This is a genomic window from Caulobacter sp. GW821-FHT05F04, from assembly GCF_059419665.1.
In genome coordinates, this window is the sequence record NZ_JBWKSF010000005.1 from 380,419 (window position 1) to 394,965 (window position 14,547).

Sequence of the window (14,547 nt, forward strand, 5' to 3'; positions counted from 1 at the left end):
CCGTCCGGTGGTTTCCTTCCTTAAATCGAGAACCGCTCCGGCAAACGCCTTGAGTTGCCGGCGCCGCACGCCATGTAGCGGACATGACCTCCGCTTACCCGCCGTTCTCCGTCCTCGACCTCGCGCCCGTTCCGCAAGGCGCTTCCGTCGGCCAAGCCCTTAACAACAGCCTGGATCTGGCGCGACACGCCGAATCTCTCGGCTTCCACCGCTACTGGCTGGCCGAGCATCACAACATGCCCGGAATCGCCTCGGCCGCGACGGCGGTCGTGATCGGCTACGTGGCCAGTGGCACGACGACGATTCGGGTCGGGTCGGGCGGCGTCATGCTGCCTAACCACGCCCCGCTGATGGTCGCCGAGCAGTTCGGCACCCTGGCCGCCCTCTATCCGGGCCGCATCGATCTAGGCCTGGGCCGCGCGCCCGGCACCGACCAGCCCACGATGCGCGCCCTTCGCCGCTATGCCGGGGCGGTCGATTCGTTCGCCCAGGACGTCGTCGAGCTGCAGCACTGGTTCAAGCCGGCCGATCCGGACCAGAGCGTCCGCGCCGTGCCGGGCGAAGGCCAGGACGTGCCGATCTGGCTGCTGGGCTCCTCGACTTGGAGCGCTCAGCTGGCCGCGGCCCTTGGCCTGCCGTTCGCCTTCGCCGCCCATTTCGCGCCCGACTCTCTGCTGGACGCCCTCCTCCTGTATCGCCGGCACTTCAAGCCGTCGGAGGTTCTGGACAAGCCCTACGCCATGGTCTGCATCGGCGTCTGCGCGGCCGATACCGACGTCGAAGCGACTCGCCTCGCGACCTCGACCCAGCAGCAGTTCCTGGCCCTGCGGCGCGGCCGGCCGGGCCTGCTGCCGCCGCCAGTCGACGACATCCGCGAGCACGCTTCCCCCGCCGAGCTGGCGGGCCTGGATCACACCTTCCAGTATTCGGCGATCGGCTCGCCCGAGACCGTGAAGCGCAAGGTCGAGCAGGTGCTGAAGCTGACGGAAGCCGACGAGCTGATGTTCGCCTCGCAGATCTACGACCACGGCGCCCGCAAGCGCAGCTATGAGATCCTGGCCGGCCTGAAAGCCTAGTGGTCTCTTAGAGGGGGCAGGCCCCCGAAAGCGCTCCGGCCGGTCAGGCCGCCATAGATGGCGCACAGCTGACGGAACACCGCGTCCCAGCCGTGCCGTTCGACGGCCCGGCGGCGAGCGGCGGCGGCGACGACGGCCAGATCGCGGGCGAACAAAGCCTCGATCGCCTCGGCGAAGGCGGCGGGCTCGGACCGGATCGCCAGCTGACCGACCTCGTGGTCCACCGACTCGGCCACCCCTCCGGCGGCGACGCCGACCACGGGCAGACCGCAGGCCATGGCCTCCAGGACGATCAGGCCGAACGGCTCGTTGTCGTTGGCGTGGACAAAGGCGTCGCAGCTGGCCAGCACACCGGCCAGTTCGGCCGGGTCACGGACATAGTCCAGGCAGATGGCGCGATCGCTGATCGGCGCTCCGCCGCCAGCCCCGACGAACAGCAGCTTGTAGGGCGCGCCCAGCCGCTCGACCGCGCCGACCAGGACGTCCAGCCTCTTCTCGCGGGCCGGACGACCGGCGAAGACCAGCAGGCGCTCGTCGGGCGCGACGCCCAGGCGGCGGCGCAGGGCGTCGCGATCGGCCCGGGCCGGATGGAAGAGCTCGGTGTCCACGCCCAGCGGCAGACCGATGGCGTTGTGCACCCCGGCCTCGATCAGCCGCCCGGCGATGAAGCGGCTCGGCGCCACGGCCTGGTCGAACTGGCGATAGATCGCCGCCCAGCGTTTCTGAACCGGCTTTTCGGCCCACTCGCCGATGTGCAGCGCCGCCAGGGCGCCCAGATCGGTGTGGCAGAAGCCCACGACCGGCACGCCCAGGGCGTCACCGGCCCTCAGCGCCGCCAGACCCGGGGTGTACGGGTCGCCGGCTTCGATGATGTCCGGCCGCTGGCGGATCAGGCGGTCCATCCAGGCCGCCTTGACCACGGGCCAGCGATAGCCGGCTCCGAACGGCAGCGGCGCGGCATAGATCGAGACCCGGCCTCGCCCGTCGTAGGAATCACGCGCGCCCGGCACAACCAGCGTATGGCGGACATCCGGACGATTGGCGGCCAGCCAGGCGCGCTTCGAGGCCAGATAGCGACGAACGCCCCCACTGCGCGGGGCGTAGAGCATGGTGGTGTCGACGAGGCGAACGGCGCCGTCAGTCGACGGAGCGATATCGGAAAGAAAACCACGCAGGCCGACCGGCCGGGTCGATCTCGTATCCGTCACACCGATTCCTCATCGCAACTCTAGGCCCCCCATTCGGCCCCGGAACGATAAAGCTTTTGCGACACTCGCGGTTCCTCGCCGTTCCCGGACGATTTCAGGGGCACACCGCTTCGCCCAAGAGCCTCTCGCGACAGTACTTCTACCTGAGCATTCACGCCGCGCAACTCGGCGTTTGCGAGGCGCTCGACGGCGGCCAGGCCTCTAGGCGCACGCGCATAAGGAAGGGCTAGCCATGGGAAGGCTTCCGCGGCCCGGCCGCGGGGAGACGATGCGGATGACCAAGGGAGACGGAGTGGTGGGCAGTGAGGGGATCGAACCCCCGACCCTCTCGGTGTAAACGAGACGCTCTACCGCTGAGCTAACTGCCCTCCGGGCCGGCGCTTTTAGCCGGAGCCGAGGCCTACGCATAGCGCAAAACGAGGAGGCGGAGCGCCTGCCTCCGACGCCCCGCCCTCTCTTAAGCGGAGAAACCGGATTTAGCTGTTCAGCGAGGACTTCAAGCCTTCGCCAACCTGGAAGCGCGCGGTCTTCGACGCGGGACGGTTCACCGTCTCGCCGGTGCGCGGGTTGCGGGCGGTGCCGGCGGCGCGGGTCACGGCCTTGAAGGTGCCGAAGCCGACCAGGCGAACGTCGGAACCCGACTTCAGAGAGTCGGTGACGGCGTCGATGAAGGCTTCCAGGGCGTCCTTGGCCTGGTTCTTGTTGATGCCCGCCTTCTCGGCGATCGCCGTAACGAGTTCGGCTTTTGTGGTCATGTTTTTCTCCCAGCCTGAGCGGCGCCGTTTATTGCTTACGGCGCTTGGCTCGGCGGGGATTATGGCGGTTGAGAAAGCCTCGTCAAACGACAGCGGCGCGGGAATCTCCCGCGCCGCCTAAGTTATCAACGATTAGTTGCGTTAGTGGGTGAGTACGGCGTCGCTGTCGCCCTCATCCTTCTTCGCAGTCGCAGCAATCGGCTCGTCCGCCTCACTCCATTCGATCGGCGTCAGCGGGCCCGTAAGGCCATGCTTGAGCACCTCGTCCATGGTCGAGACCGGAATGATTTCCAAGCCGTCCTTGACGCTCTGGGGCACATCCACGAGGTCCTTCTCGTTCTCCTGCGGGATCAGCACGGTCTTCACGCCAGAGCGCAGAGCCGCCAGCAGCTTCTCCTTCAGGCCGCCGATGGCGGTGACCCGGCCGCGCAGGGTGATCTCGCCAGTCATGGCGATATCCTTGCGGATCGGGATGCCGGTCAGCACCGAGACAATGGCCAGACCCATGGCGGCGCCGGCGGACGGACCGTCCTTGGGCGTGGCGCCATCCGGCACGTGGATGTGCACGTCGGTCTTCTCGAAGATCGGCGGCTTGATGCCGAACTGCACGGCCCGCGAGCGGACGTAGCTGTTGGCCGCCGCGATCGACTCCTTCATCACGTCCTTGAGGTTGCCGGTGATCTGCATGCGACCCTTGCCCGGCATCTTCACGGCCTCGATGGTCAGGATGTCGCCACCGAACTCCGTCCAGGCCAGACCGGTGACGATGCCGACCTGGTCGACTTCGTCGGTCTCGCCGTAGCGGTACTTCTTGACGCCCGCGTACTTGGCCAGGCGCTCGTCGTCGATGGTGATCGTGGTCAGCTTTTCGCGGGCCAGATCACGCACCGTCTTGCGCGCCAAGGCGCCCAGTTCCCGCTCCAGCGACCGCACGCCGGCTTCCCGGGTGTAGTAGCGGATCAGGTCGCGGATCGCCTTGTCCGGAACGATGAACTCGGCCGGCTTCAGCCCGTGGTCCTTGGCCAGCTTCGGCAGGACGTGCCGCTTGGCGATCTCCAGCTTCTCATCCTCGGTGTAGCCGGGGATGCGGATGATCTCCATGCGGTCCAGCAGCGGCTGGGGCATGTTCAGGCTGTTGGCCGTCGTGACGAACATCACCTGCGACAGGTCATAGTCGACCTCCAGATAGTGATCGCCGAACGTCGAGTTCTGCGCCGGATCCAGCACCTCCAACAGGGCCGAGGCCGGATCGCCGCGATAGTCGCTGCCCATCTTGTCGATCTCGTCCAGCAGGACGAAGGCGTTGGTGGTCTTGGCCTTCTTCATCGACTGGACGACCTTGCCGGGCATCGAGCCGATGTAGGTGCGGCGGTGCCCGCGGATCTCGGCCTCGTCACGCACGCCGCCGAGGCTCATGCGCACGAACTCACGACCGGTGGCCTTGGCCAGCGACTTGCCCAGCGAGGTCTTGCCGACGCCGGGAGGACCGACGAGGCACAGGATCGGGCCCTTCAGCGAGTTGGTCCGGGCCTGGACGGCCAGGTACTCGAGGATCCGCTCCTTGACCTTGTCCAGGCCATAGTGGTCGGCGTCGAGGATTTCCTCGGCCTCCAGCAGGTCGATCTTCTTGGTCTTGGCCTTGCCCCACGGGATCGACAGCAGCCAGTCCAGATAGTTGCGGACAACGGTGCTCTCGGCCGACATCGGGCTCATGTTGCGCAGCTTCTTCAGCTCGCTCTCGGCCTTGGTGCGGGCTTCCTTCGACAGCTTGGTCTTCTTGATGCGCTTTTCGAGATCGATCAGCTCGTCGCGCGAGTCATCAGGATCGCCCAACTCGCGCTGGATCGCCTTCATCTGTTCGTTCAGATAGTACTCGCGCTGGGTCTTCTCCATCTGGCGCTTGACGCGCGAGCGGATCTTCTTCTCGACCTGCAGCACCGAGATCTCGCCCTCCATGAGGGCGAAGACCTTTTCCAGGCGCTTCACGACGTCGAAGATTTCCAGCAGGTGCTGCTTGTCGCCGATCTTCACCGACAGGTGGGCGGCGATGCTGTCGGCCAGCTTGCCCGGTTCGGCGATCTGCGGGATCGACGCCAGGGCTTCCGGCGGCACCTTCTTGTTCAGTTTGACGTAGTTTTCGAATTGCTCGACGACCGCGCGCGACAGGGCCTCGGCCTCGGGGCCGGCGCCTTCGTCCTCGCTGACCTCGCCGATCTGGGCTTCGTAGAAGGACTCCTGATCGGTGAACTTCACGACGGCCGCGCGGCCCTTGCCCTCGACCAGCACCTTGACGGTGCCGTCGGGCAACTTCAGCAGCTGCAGGACGGTGGCCAGAACGCCGACGTCGAAGATGTCGCCCGGCGCCGGATCATCATCCGCCGAGTTCTTCTGGGTGACGAGCAGGATCTGCTTGTCGCCGCGCATCACTTCCTCGAGGGCGCGCACGGATTTGTCGCGGCCCACGAAGAGGGGCACCACCATGTGCGGGAACACAACGATGTCCCGCAGCGGCAAGACAGGAAGCGTACGTAATTCGGACATGTGCTCAATACTCCCGGCCTCGGCGCTTTCGAACGCCTGGCCATGCGGGCCGCCGTAACACCAGACGATGCGCCTGAGTCGAACGACCCGTCCGCCCGGGACTGGGCGGATGGTCGTTATTTATGTGGACGTTTTACAACAGGGTTCAAGCGCACTCGCCTCACAGCGGCGACAAGTCGCGTGTGACCGGCGAAGCTGGCGCCCGCATGCCCTCAACGCGACCAAGCGGGGCAAGTTCGCCCAAGGCCCGGACTTTTCTGAAGTTTCTTTCGCTCAAGCTGACCGTGGCGCCGAAGCATCATCGGTGGTCCGACAGGTTTGCGAAGCCCGTCGATCCACGAAAAAGGCGCGCCCCCATTCAAAAAGGCGCGCCTCGATTTCGCGATGAAGCTTGAAGGGTTAGGCCGAAGCCGCCCCGCCCTTCTTCTCGGCGTAGATCAGTAGAGGCTGAGCCCTGCCCTCGACGACCTCGGCGTTGACCACCACTTCTTCAACGCCCTCGTAGCTGGGCAGTTCGAACATGGTTTCCAGCAGGATGCCTTCCATGATCGAACGCAGGCCACGCGCGCCGGTCTTGCGCACGATGGCCTTCTTGGCGACCTGATGCAGGGCGTCTTCCGTGAAGGTCAGGCCGATGTTCTCCATCTCGAACAGGCGCTGGTACTGCTTGACGAAGGCGTTCTTCGGCTCGGTCAGGATCTTGACCAGGGCGGGCTCGTCGAGGTCCTCCAGGGTCGCGACCACCGGCAGACGGCCGATGAACTCCGGGATCAGGCCGAAGCGCTGCAGATCGTCGGGCTCGACGTTCCGCAGGATCTCGCCCGTGCGGCGCTCTTCCGGATCGGTCACCTTGGCGCCGAAGCCGATCGACTTGGCCGCGCCGCGCGCCGAGATGATCTTCTCGAGCCCAGCGAACGCTCCGCCGCAGATGAACAGGATGTTCGTCGTGTCGACCTGCAGGAATTCCTGCTGCGGATGCTTGCGCCCGCCTTGCGGCGGCACGGAGGCGACGGTGCCTTCCATGATCTTCAGCAGAGCCTGCTGCACGCCTTCGCCCGACACGTCGCGGGTGATCGACGGATTGTCGGACTTGCGGCTGATCTTGTCGATTTCGTCGATGTAGACGATGCCGCGCTGGGCGCGCTCGACGTTGTAGTCGGCGGCTTGCAGCAGCTTGAGCACGATGTTCTCGACATCTTCACCGACGTAACCGGCTTCGGTCAGCGTCGTGGCGTCCGCCATGGTGAAGGGCACGTCGATGATTCGGGCCAGCGTCTGGGCCAGCAGCGTCTTACCCGTACCGGTCGGACCGACCAGCAGGATGTTCGACTTGGCCAGTTCGACGTCGTTGTTCTTCGAAGCGTGGTTCAGGCGCTTGTAGTGATTGTGCACCGCGACCGCGAGCACCTTCTTGGCGTGACCTTGCCCGATCACGTAATCGTCCAGGACTTCGCAGATCTCACGCGGCGTAGGAACGCCGTCCTTGGATTTCACGAAAGCGATCTTGTGCTCTTCGCGAATGATATCCATGCAGAGCTCGACGCATTCATCACAAATGAACACCGTCGGTCCCGCGATGAGCTTGCGCACCTCATGTTGGCTCTTTCCGCAGAAAGAACAGTACAGGGTGCTCTTGGTGTCGCCGCTCGCGGCTTTCGTCATGATCGCTTCTCACACTATGGCGCCTTACGGCTTAACGCCGTGACGCCCCTCCGAGCGCATACACCGCCACCGAAGCTGACAGGATATACGCCGGGAGTTGTCTAATCCTTGACATTCCCCGATCCGAGCGCGGTTCACAACCCTTGGCGACTCCTTTGAAGCCTCAAACGTCCAAACCGGCCGGATCGTGTCATGGCCTCGTCATCTAATTTGGGCGATTGGCGCGCCGGCGCAAGCGGCGAGCGTCTTGGGCCTTACCGCCGCCAGCGTAACCCCTTATGACGAGGCGAGGAATCGCATGGGAGGTCGAGCGCGGAAGCGCGCTCTTTGAGATGGTGGATGGGCAAGCGTTCGTGGATGGCCAAGGGTTTGAGCGCGTCGCGCCCGATGACCGGCGAGATGAGCCATGAGCTCGCGCTCGTGGCCTTCGACTTCGACGGCACCCTGACGGTCAAGGACAGCTTCAACGCGTTCCTGAAGTGGCGCGCCGGCCGGCGCTGGACGCGCGGCGTCATCCGCCTGGCCCCCTCGCTGATCGCCTACGTGTTCGACCGAAACCGCGCCAAGCTCAAGGCCGCCGCGATCCGCGAGTTCATGAGGGGCGCGACGGTCGCGCAGATCGAGACCGACGCCCGCGCCTTCGCCGAGACTCACGCCCGCACCCTGCTGCGTCCCGACGCCCTGGCCGTCTGGCGCGCGTGGCGGGCCAGGGGCGCGAAGCTTGTCATCGTAACAGCCTCGCCCGAGATCACCGTCGCGCCATTCGCTCGGGGGCTGGGCGCGGACATGCTGATCGGCACGCGCCTGATGACCAACGAGGACGGCCGCATCCTGGGCGGGCTCGACGGGAACAACTGTCGAGCCAAGGAAAAGGTGCAGCGCCTGCGCGAGGTCTTCGGCCCGGACGTGCGCCTGACGGCCGCCTACGGCGACACCTCGGGCGACACCGAGATGCTCGCGATCGCCGACGAGAAGGGCTACCGCGTTTTTCGAGGCAAGCCCGCCACCTGAGCGGATTTGTCGCAGGCGACGAGACGACAAAAAAGCCGCCGACCCGGGGATCGGCGGCTTTCTCGTCTCAGTGAAGCTGTCGCCTATTCAGCGCCAGCCTCGGCGGCTTCGCGCGTGTCGTAGACGTGGTCGACCAGGCCCCAGTCCTTGGCTTCGTCCGAGCTCATGAAATGGTCGCGGTCCAGAGTGCGCTCGACCTCTTCATAGGTGCGGCCGCAATGCTTGACGTAGATCTCGTTCAGGCGACGCTTGGTCTTGATGATGTCCTCGGCGTGGCGCTCGATGTCCGAGGCTTGGCCGCGGAAGCCGCCCGACGGCTGGTGCACCATGATGCGGGCGTTCGGCAGGGCGATGCGCTGGCCGGCGGCGCCGGCGGCGAGCAAAAGGCTGCCCATCGAGGCGGCCATGCCCATGCACACCGTCGAGACCGGGCTCTTGATGTATTGCATGGTGTCATAGATCGCCAGGCCAGACGTCACCACGCCGCCCGGCGAGTTGATGTACATGGCGATCTCTTTCTTGGGGTTCTCCGACTCCAGGAACAGGAGCTGGGAGCAGATCAGGCTGGCCATCACGTCTTCGACGGGGCCGGTCAGGAAGATGATCCGCTCCTTCAGAAGGCGCGAGAAGATGTCGTAGGACCGCTCGCCACGGCTGGTCTGCTCGACCACCATCGGAACCAGGTTCATCGCCGTCGAAACCGGATCGTACATCATTGGGGATTACCCTTTTCGTGTGTCTTTGGCGCGAAAACGAATCAGCCCCCGCGCGCCGTCGCTATCGCATATCGCGTGGCGCTTAACAGGTTGCAAGGAGCCGGCGGTTTCGTGGCGGTACGAAAAAGGCGCGACCCTCGCGGACCGCGCCTTGATCATCTCGACCTGATCGGGCCTTAACCGCCGTAGCCTTCCGGCAGGTCGTCTTCCTCTAGGAGCTCGTCCTTGGAGACTTCCTTTTCCTCGACCTTGGCCTTGTTGAAGATCAGGTCGACGACCTTGTCTTCGTAGATCGGGGCGCGCAGGGCGGCCTGCAGGTCGGCGCGCTGGCGGTACATGTCGAACACCTGCTGGGCTTGCGCGCCGTACTGGCGAGCTTCGCGCATGATGGCGTCGGTCAGTTCCTGGTCGGTGACGACCACGTCGTTCTTGCGGCCGATCTCGGCGAGCACCAGACCCAGGCGCACGCGGCGCTCGGCGATCTTGCGGTACTCGTCCTTCAGCTGGTCCTCGGTCTTGTCGGCGTCTTCCGGCGGCAGGCCGCCACGGGCCTTGTCGGCCTCGACCTGTTGCCAGATGCCGGCGAACTCGGCGTCGACCATGCGCGGCGGCAGCGGGAACTCGTGCTTGGTGTCCAGCACGTCCAGCAGGGCGCGCTTCAGCTTGAAGCGCGAGCTGTTTTCATAGCGGCTGCCCAGGTTCGAGCGCAGCAGCTCCTTCAGGGCGGCCAGGTCCGACAGACCCAGGCGCTTGGCCAGTTCGTCGTCGGCCTTGCCGTCGACCGGCGCGCGGACTTCGGTGACCTTGGTGGCGAATTCGGCGTCCTTACCGGCCAGTTCGGCGGCTTGGTACTCTTCCGGGAACTTCACCTTCACGACGATCTCGTCGCCCGGCTTGGCGCCGACCAGCTGGTCTTCGAAGCCCGGGATGAACTGGCCCGAACCCAGGACCAGTTCAGCGCCTTCGGCCTTGCCGCCGGCGAACTCGACGCCGTCGATCGTGCCGACGAAGTCGATCAGCAGTTGGTCGCCGTCCTTGGCCTTCAGGCTCTTGCCCGTGCGCGGCTCATAGGTGCGCGCTTGCTTGGACAGCTCTTCCAGGGCCTCGTCGACTTCCTCGTCGCCGACCTTGTAGACCGGCTTGACCAGCTCGATCGTGGTCGGGTCGATCGGATCGAATTCCGGCATCACTTCGACCGCCAGGTCGAACGCCAGGTCGAGACCGCCGTCGATGACCTTGTCCATGTCCGACGTCGGGTTCAGTTCGGGCTGACCAGCCGGACGCAGCTTGTTGTCGTCGAGGACCTTCTGGGTGGTCTCGTTCAGCGCCTGCTCGATGACTTCGCCCATCAGGCCCTTGCCGTACAGACGGCGCACGTGAGCGGCGGGCACCTTGCCCGGACGGAAGCCCTTCACGTTCATCTGCGGAGCGACTTCGGCGATGCGCGCTTCCAGGCGCGTGGCCAGTTCACTCGCGGGCACCGTGACGCTAAAAACGCGGCTGAGGCCTTCGCCCGACTTTTCAACGATCTGCATCGACATTCTTATTTTCTCGGGTCCGGGACGCCGCGCGCCCGAGCTCCGCCCTGGGGGTCCAAAAGATCGACGCCGCCCCGCGAGAGCCGGGGGCGGCGAAAGACCGCCCTTATGTCACGACGTGCGCGAGCATCCAAGAGCGGCGGCGACAAAACTCATCCGGGCCTGGAGAGCCAGGTGAGAAGAGTGGTGCGGATGAGAGGACTCGAACCTCCACGCCTCTCGGCGCCAGAACCTAAATCTGGTGCGTCTACCAGTTTCGCCACATCCGCGTGGGTGGGGGCTTACGGATTTGAGCCGGGCCGCGCAAGCCCGTAGAGCTCGGCGAGAACCGCGGGCGCCAGGCCCGGCAGGTCCTCGGCGATCAGACCCGGGCCGTGACGGGCGCCGCACTCGGCGTGGATCCAGGCTCCGGCGCAGGCGGCCTCGAAGCTCTCCATGCCCTGGGCGATCAAGCCGCCGATAAGGCCGGCCAGGACGTCGCCCGAACCGGCGGTCGCCAGCCACGGCGCTCCGTTCAGCGACACCGCCGCCCGACCATCCGGCGCGGCGACCACGGTGTCGGGCCCCTTCAACAGCACGACCGCCCCCGCCCGTCTGGACGCCTCCCGCGCGGCGGCGATGCGTTCGGAAGACTTGGCCAACAAGCCTGGAAAGATTCTCTCGAACTCGCCCGGATGCGGCGTCAGCACGTCGTCGCGATCGAGGCAGGCGAACAGGCTCTCCGGATCGTGCCGGAAGCTGGTCAGGGCGTCGGCGTCGACCACCAGGGCAGCGCCGGTGCTGGCCAAGGCCTGCAGGTTGCGGGCGGTCGCCTCCCCCACCCCGGCCGCCGGGCCGATGATCACGGCGTCGGCCTCCTCGGCGGCGACGGCAAGATCGGCCTCCGCTCCGAACGGCGCCAGCATGATCGCTTCAAGATGCGCGGCGTTCACCGCCAGAGCTCCCGGCGGCGACAGCACGGTGACCGCGCCGGCGCCGACTCGCAGACCCCCGCGCGCCGCCAGCCGCGCCGCGCCGGTGCTCCACATCTCGCCGCTGATCACCTTCAGCCGCCCGCGCGTATGCTTGTGGGCGTCGAGCGCCGGCCAGGGAAAGCGCTTGGCCCACAGGTCCGGATCGTTCTCGAACAGGTTCGCGCCCTCGCCGGTCCTCAGCCCGATGTCGGCCAGCACGACCTCGCCGCAGGCCTTGCGCCCCTCGATCAGCACATGAGCGGGCTTGCGGCGATGAAAGGTGACGGTCAACTCGGCGCGAAAGGCGGTGTCGCCCAGCGGACGGCCGGTGTCGCCATGGATCCCCGAGGGCGTGTCGACCGCGACGATGGCCAGCGGTCGCTCCTGGCTGGCCCGCGCCAGGCGCTCGACCACCCCCTCCAGCGGCCGCGACAGGCCGGCGCCGAACAGAGCGTCTATATAGAGCGCGTCCGGCGCGAGATCGGTCGACAGTGACCGCACCTCGCCCTTCCAGCGCGAGGCCGCCCAGCGGGCGGCGTCGGTGGATGGCGGATAGGCGGCCTCGACCGCCACCTGCCAGCCGCGTCGGCGCAGATGCCGCGCGGCGACGTAGCCATCGCCGCCATTGTCGCCGGGGCCGCACCAGATCACCACGGGACGGCGGGCGTAACGCGCCCGGACGGCCTGGGCCACGGCCTCGCCCGCGCGCTCCATCAGCACGCGGACCGGCGTGCCGTGTTCGACGGCGGCGCGGTCGGCCGCGGCCATCTGGGCGACGGTCAGAATCTCTCGCGCCACGCCTACTCCTTCAAAGCACCTGGCTCTGAGCTTCGCGCCCTTTCTCCACCAGGATCAAGCGGTCGCCGTCGATCTCGAACACGGTGCGCGAGCAATGATCGGGACGGAAGGCCACGACCTCGGCCTGACCGGTGGCGACGCCAACCGCCGCGTTCAGGGCGACGAAGTGGCTGAACACCGCCGCGCCAGGGTATTCGCGCAAGGCGGCGGCCACGCCTCGCGTCCAGGCGACGTAGTCGAGGTCACCCTGGATCTCGCCCCAACGCCCCTCGAAAGCCCGCTTCAGCCAGGCGGGCCGCTCCTCGTGCGACAACGCCGTCGGAGTCGGGATCTCGCCGACGCGGGGGTCGATGATCAGGTCGACACCCAGCGCCCGCGCCAGCGGTTCGGCGGTCTCGCGACAGCGGCGCAAGGGCGAAGACACCACGCGCTTTGGCCGCTCGGACAGAGCCAGGATCGCCTCGGCGACGGCGTCGGCCTGGGTCTTGCCGATCGCGTCGAGACCGGGATCCTCGTCCGTTCCGCCCCAGGTCGCGGCGGGTTTTCCGTGGCGGATCACGTGAACAAGGGTCATGGCTCAATCCGGAATGAAGAGATTGCGGACGCCATCCGGATGCGGGCCGACCACGCCGGTCCGGCCCACGCCCTCGCGACTTTCCAGGTCAAGGAGCACCTCCGGATCGTCCGGGGTCTGGGCCACGAAGCGGCGGCCCCGCGCGTCACGGCCGATGACGATGCCCATCCGCGCGCCCTCGCGGCCGTGGACGACGGTGTAGGTCTCGATGGTCGCGGCCCCTTGCGGCGTCTCGACGATCTCGGGATGCGGCAGGGCGTCGATCCGAGCCTGGATCACCGACGGCGGCTGGCGCTCCCATTTTCCGTCGACCGGCCGCGTCGAATAGATACCCACCGACTGCTTGGTCAGGAACCAGCCATTGGCGGTCGACAGGCCGTAGGCGCCGGGCCGTTCGCGCAGTTTGCCGACCATCTCGGCGATGGCGTGCAGGGCGTAGTTGTTTCCCGGCCCGCCGAAGTACGGCAGACCGCCGGTGATGGTCAGGCCACGCGGATCGTCCAGCGCCAGCCCGATCTCCTCGGCCCCGATCCGCACAGCCGATGGGAAGCAGGAATAGAGATCGATGAGCTCGAGATCCTCAACGCCGATCCCGGCCATCTCCAGGGCTCGCTCACCGGTCAGACGCATGGCGGGACTGGAGTGATAGTCCTGGCGTTCGAGCGGGTACCAGAGGTCCGAGGCGTCGGCGCAGCCGTGCAGGAAGACCCACTTGCCCTCCGGCACGCCCAGCTCGCGCGCCTTGCGGACGCTCGCGATCAGGACCGCCGCTGACTGGTCGACCTCCATGATGGCGTTCAGGTACTTCGGGTACGGATAACCGATCATCCGATTACGGTCGGTCACCGAGACCAGCTCCTCGGCCGAGCGCTCGATCGGGAACCAGGCGTAGGGATTGGCGGCTGCGACCTTGGTGAAGGGCGCGAAGAGCTCACCAAGCTGCTTCTGGTGATCTTCGAGCGATCGCCCGTCCCGCGCCCGCAGCGCGTTCTCGAACAAGGGATAGGTGTTCACCGGATAGCCGAGACCGTGCGCGCCCTCCTGCTTGGTCACCCCCGGACGCGGGTCGCCGATCCGCCGCGGCGTGCTGGTAAGGTCGTCGCCCCAGCCCTCGAAGCCTAGGCCGCCCTTCATCCGCTTCATCAGCGATCCCAGGAACTCTGCCCCGGTGACCAGGGCGAACTCCGACTCGCCGCCCGCGATCCGCTCGCAGACGACATTGACCGCCTGCTGGGGGCTGTTGCCACCGGTCTCGGTGTAGACGCTCCAGGCCGGCGAGGCCGAAAACGCCCGCGCCAGGGATGCTGGCGGATCGGCCAACCTGGGCAACGGCAGTTTCGACAACCCTCCCGGCGCATCGATACTGAACGCCACGACCGCCAAAGCGTCGAGGTCGGCAAGAACCGACCCTTTGAGCCCGGCATCCAGCACCGCTCGCTCCGCCGCAACTTTCAGCAGTTCCAGCGGGGATGGCGAATTTCCGGCGTCGCCCCGGTACGTGAATTGGCCCGCGCCGATCAAAACCGGTGTGTCGTCGCGCATATCCGCCCCCGTTCAAACGATCGTTGGGCGCGATCGTAGGCGCGAAACCGCATGCCGCAAGGCTATTTGGCGGCCATTCCAGAAATGCATATTTCAAAGGCGCCAGGCGCCCAAACTTCAAACACATGCCCGCAAGACAACCAACCGGTCATAAATGTCTGCGGCGCTCGCTT

11 protein-coding genes and 2 tRNA genes are annotated in these 14,547 nt (G+C 66.4%); 2 read left to right on the forward strand and 11 right to left on the reverse strand.

All coding sequences use genetic code 11. The features are described 5' to 3' along the window. Positions 1 to 83 precede the first annotated feature (83 nt). The gene (locus tag AC07R7_RS16105; protein WP_492885011.1) at positions 84 to 1,076 is read left to right on the forward strand and encodes an LLM class flavin-dependent oxidoreductase; all 993 of its coding nucleotides are present in this window, start codon (positions 84 to 86) and stop codon (positions 1,074 to 1,076) included. Here the strand turns inward: AC07R7_RS16105 and AC07R7_RS16110 are convergent. From AC07R7_RS16110 to clpX, 5 genes are all read right to left on the reverse strand, one after another. Next, positions 1,073 to 2,284 (reverse strand): glycosyltransferase, encoded by a 1,212-nt coding sequence (locus AC07R7_RS16110; protein WP_492885009.1) that lies wholly within the window; start codon positions 2,282 to 2,284, stop codon positions 1,073 to 1,075. The genes AC07R7_RS16105 and AC07R7_RS16110 overlap by 4 nt on opposite strands. 293 nt (positions 2,285 to 2,577) lie before the next feature. Continuing rightward, positions 2,578 to 2,652 (reverse strand) — tRNA-Val (locus tag AC07R7_RS16115). A gap of 108 nt (positions 2,653 to 2,760) precedes the next feature. Further along, the gene (locus AC07R7_RS16120) at positions 2,761 to 3,039 is read right to left on the reverse strand and encodes an HU family DNA-binding protein (RefSeq protein WP_492838615.1); all 279 of its coding nucleotides are present in this window, start codon (positions 3,037 to 3,039) and stop codon (positions 2,761 to 2,763) included. A 141-nt stretch (positions 3,040 to 3,180) separates the two neighbouring features. Next, complete coding sequence (gene lon / locus AC07R7_RS16125; RefSeq protein ID WP_492885007.1) at positions 3,181 to 5,580, reverse strand: endopeptidase La; 2,400 nt, start codon at positions 5,578 to 5,580, stop codon at positions 3,181 to 3,183. Between the two features lie 399 nt (positions 5,581 to 5,979). Next, positions 5,980 to 7,242: an ATP-dependent Clp protease ATP-binding subunit ClpX gene (gene clpX / locus AC07R7_RS16130; protein ID WP_492838619.1), complete on the reverse strand. Its 1,263-nt coding sequence runs from the start codon at positions 7,240 to 7,242 to the stop codon at positions 5,980 to 5,982. A gap of 339 nt (positions 7,243 to 7,581) precedes the next feature. Here clpX and AC07R7_RS16135 point away from each other — a divergent pair, with 339 nt between their 5' ends. Further along, positions 7,582 to 8,253, forward strand: coding sequence for an HAD-IB family hydrolase (locus AC07R7_RS16135; RefSeq protein WP_492885005.1), 672 nt, complete (start codon positions 7,582 to 7,584; stop codon positions 8,251 to 8,253). 83 nt (positions 8,254 to 8,336) lie between these two features. Here the strand turns inward: AC07R7_RS16135 and AC07R7_RS16140 are convergent, their stop codons facing one another. The 6 genes from AC07R7_RS16140 to AC07R7_RS16165 form a co-directional block, all read right to left on the reverse strand. Continuing rightward, positions 8,337 to 8,969, reverse strand: coding sequence for an ATP-dependent Clp protease proteolytic subunit (locus AC07R7_RS16140; protein WP_492838623.1), 633 nt, complete (start codon positions 8,967 to 8,969; stop codon positions 8,337 to 8,339). Positions 8,970 to 9,145: 176 nt separating this feature from the next. Continuing rightward, a complete protein-coding gene (tig, locus tag AC07R7_RS16145; protein WP_494635876.1) occupies positions 9,146 to 10,504 on the reverse strand; it encodes a trigger factor in 1,359 nt (452 codons plus the stop codon). Between the two features lie 187 nt (positions 10,505 to 10,691). Continuing rightward, positions 10,692 to 10,776: transfer RNA gene (locus AC07R7_RS16150), tRNA-Leu, on the reverse strand. 12 nt (positions 10,777 to 10,788) lie between these two features. Next, entirely contained in the window at positions 10,789 to 12,258 is a 1,470-nt protein-coding gene (locus AC07R7_RS16155) for an NAD(P)H-hydrate dehydratase (protein WP_494635855.1), read from the reverse strand. A gap of 10 nt (positions 12,259 to 12,268) precedes the next feature. After that, positions 12,269 to 12,832, reverse strand: a complete 564-nt coding sequence (locus AC07R7_RS16160; RefSeq protein WP_494635856.1) for a histidine phosphatase family protein — start codon at positions 12,830 to 12,832, stop codon at positions 12,269 to 12,271. Positions 12,833 to 12,835: 3 nt separating this feature from the next. Beyond that, entirely contained in the window at positions 12,836 to 14,374 is a 1,539-nt protein-coding gene (locus tag AC07R7_RS16165) for an acetyl-CoA acetyltransferase (RefSeq protein WP_494635857.1), read from the reverse strand. Positions 14,375 to 14,547 lie beyond the last annotated feature (173 nt).

Excerpts from the sequence above, each read along its gene's own strand:
- AC07R7_RS16105 (WP_492885011.1), top strand. The coding sequence starts at position 84 with ATGACCTCCGCTTACCCGCCGTTCTCCGTCCTCGACCTCGCGCCCGTT.
- AC07R7_RS16120 (WP_492838615.1), bottom strand. The coding sequence starts at position 3,039 with ATGACCACAAAAGCCGAACTCGTTACGGCGATCGCCGAGAAGGCGGGC.
- lon (WP_492885007.1), bottom strand. The coding sequence starts at position 5,580 with ATGTCCGAATTACGTACGCTTCCTGTCTTGCCGCTGCGGGACATCGTT.
- clpX (WP_492838619.1), bottom strand. The coding sequence starts at position 7,242 with ATGACGAAAGCCGCGAGCGGCGACACCAAGAGCACCCTGTACTGTTCT.
- AC07R7_RS16135 (WP_492885005.1), top strand. The coding sequence starts at position 7,582 with ATGGGCAAGCGTTCGTGGATGGCCAAGGGTTTGAGCGCGTCGCGCCCG.
- AC07R7_RS16140 (WP_492838623.1), bottom strand. The coding sequence starts at position 8,969 with ATGATGTACGATCCGGTTTCGACGGCGATGAACCTGGTTCCGATGGTG.
- tig (WP_494635876.1), bottom strand. The coding sequence starts at position 10,504 with ATGCAGATCGTTGAAAAGTCGGGCGAAGGCCTCAGCCGCGTTTTTAGC.
- AC07R7_RS16160 (WP_494635856.1), bottom strand. The coding sequence starts at position 12,832 with ATGACCCTTGTTCACGTGATCCGCCACGGAAAACCCGCCGCGACCTGG.
- AC07R7_RS16165 (WP_494635857.1), bottom strand. The coding sequence starts at position 14,374 with ATGCGCGACGACACACCGGTTTTGATCGGCGCGGGCCAATTCACGTAC.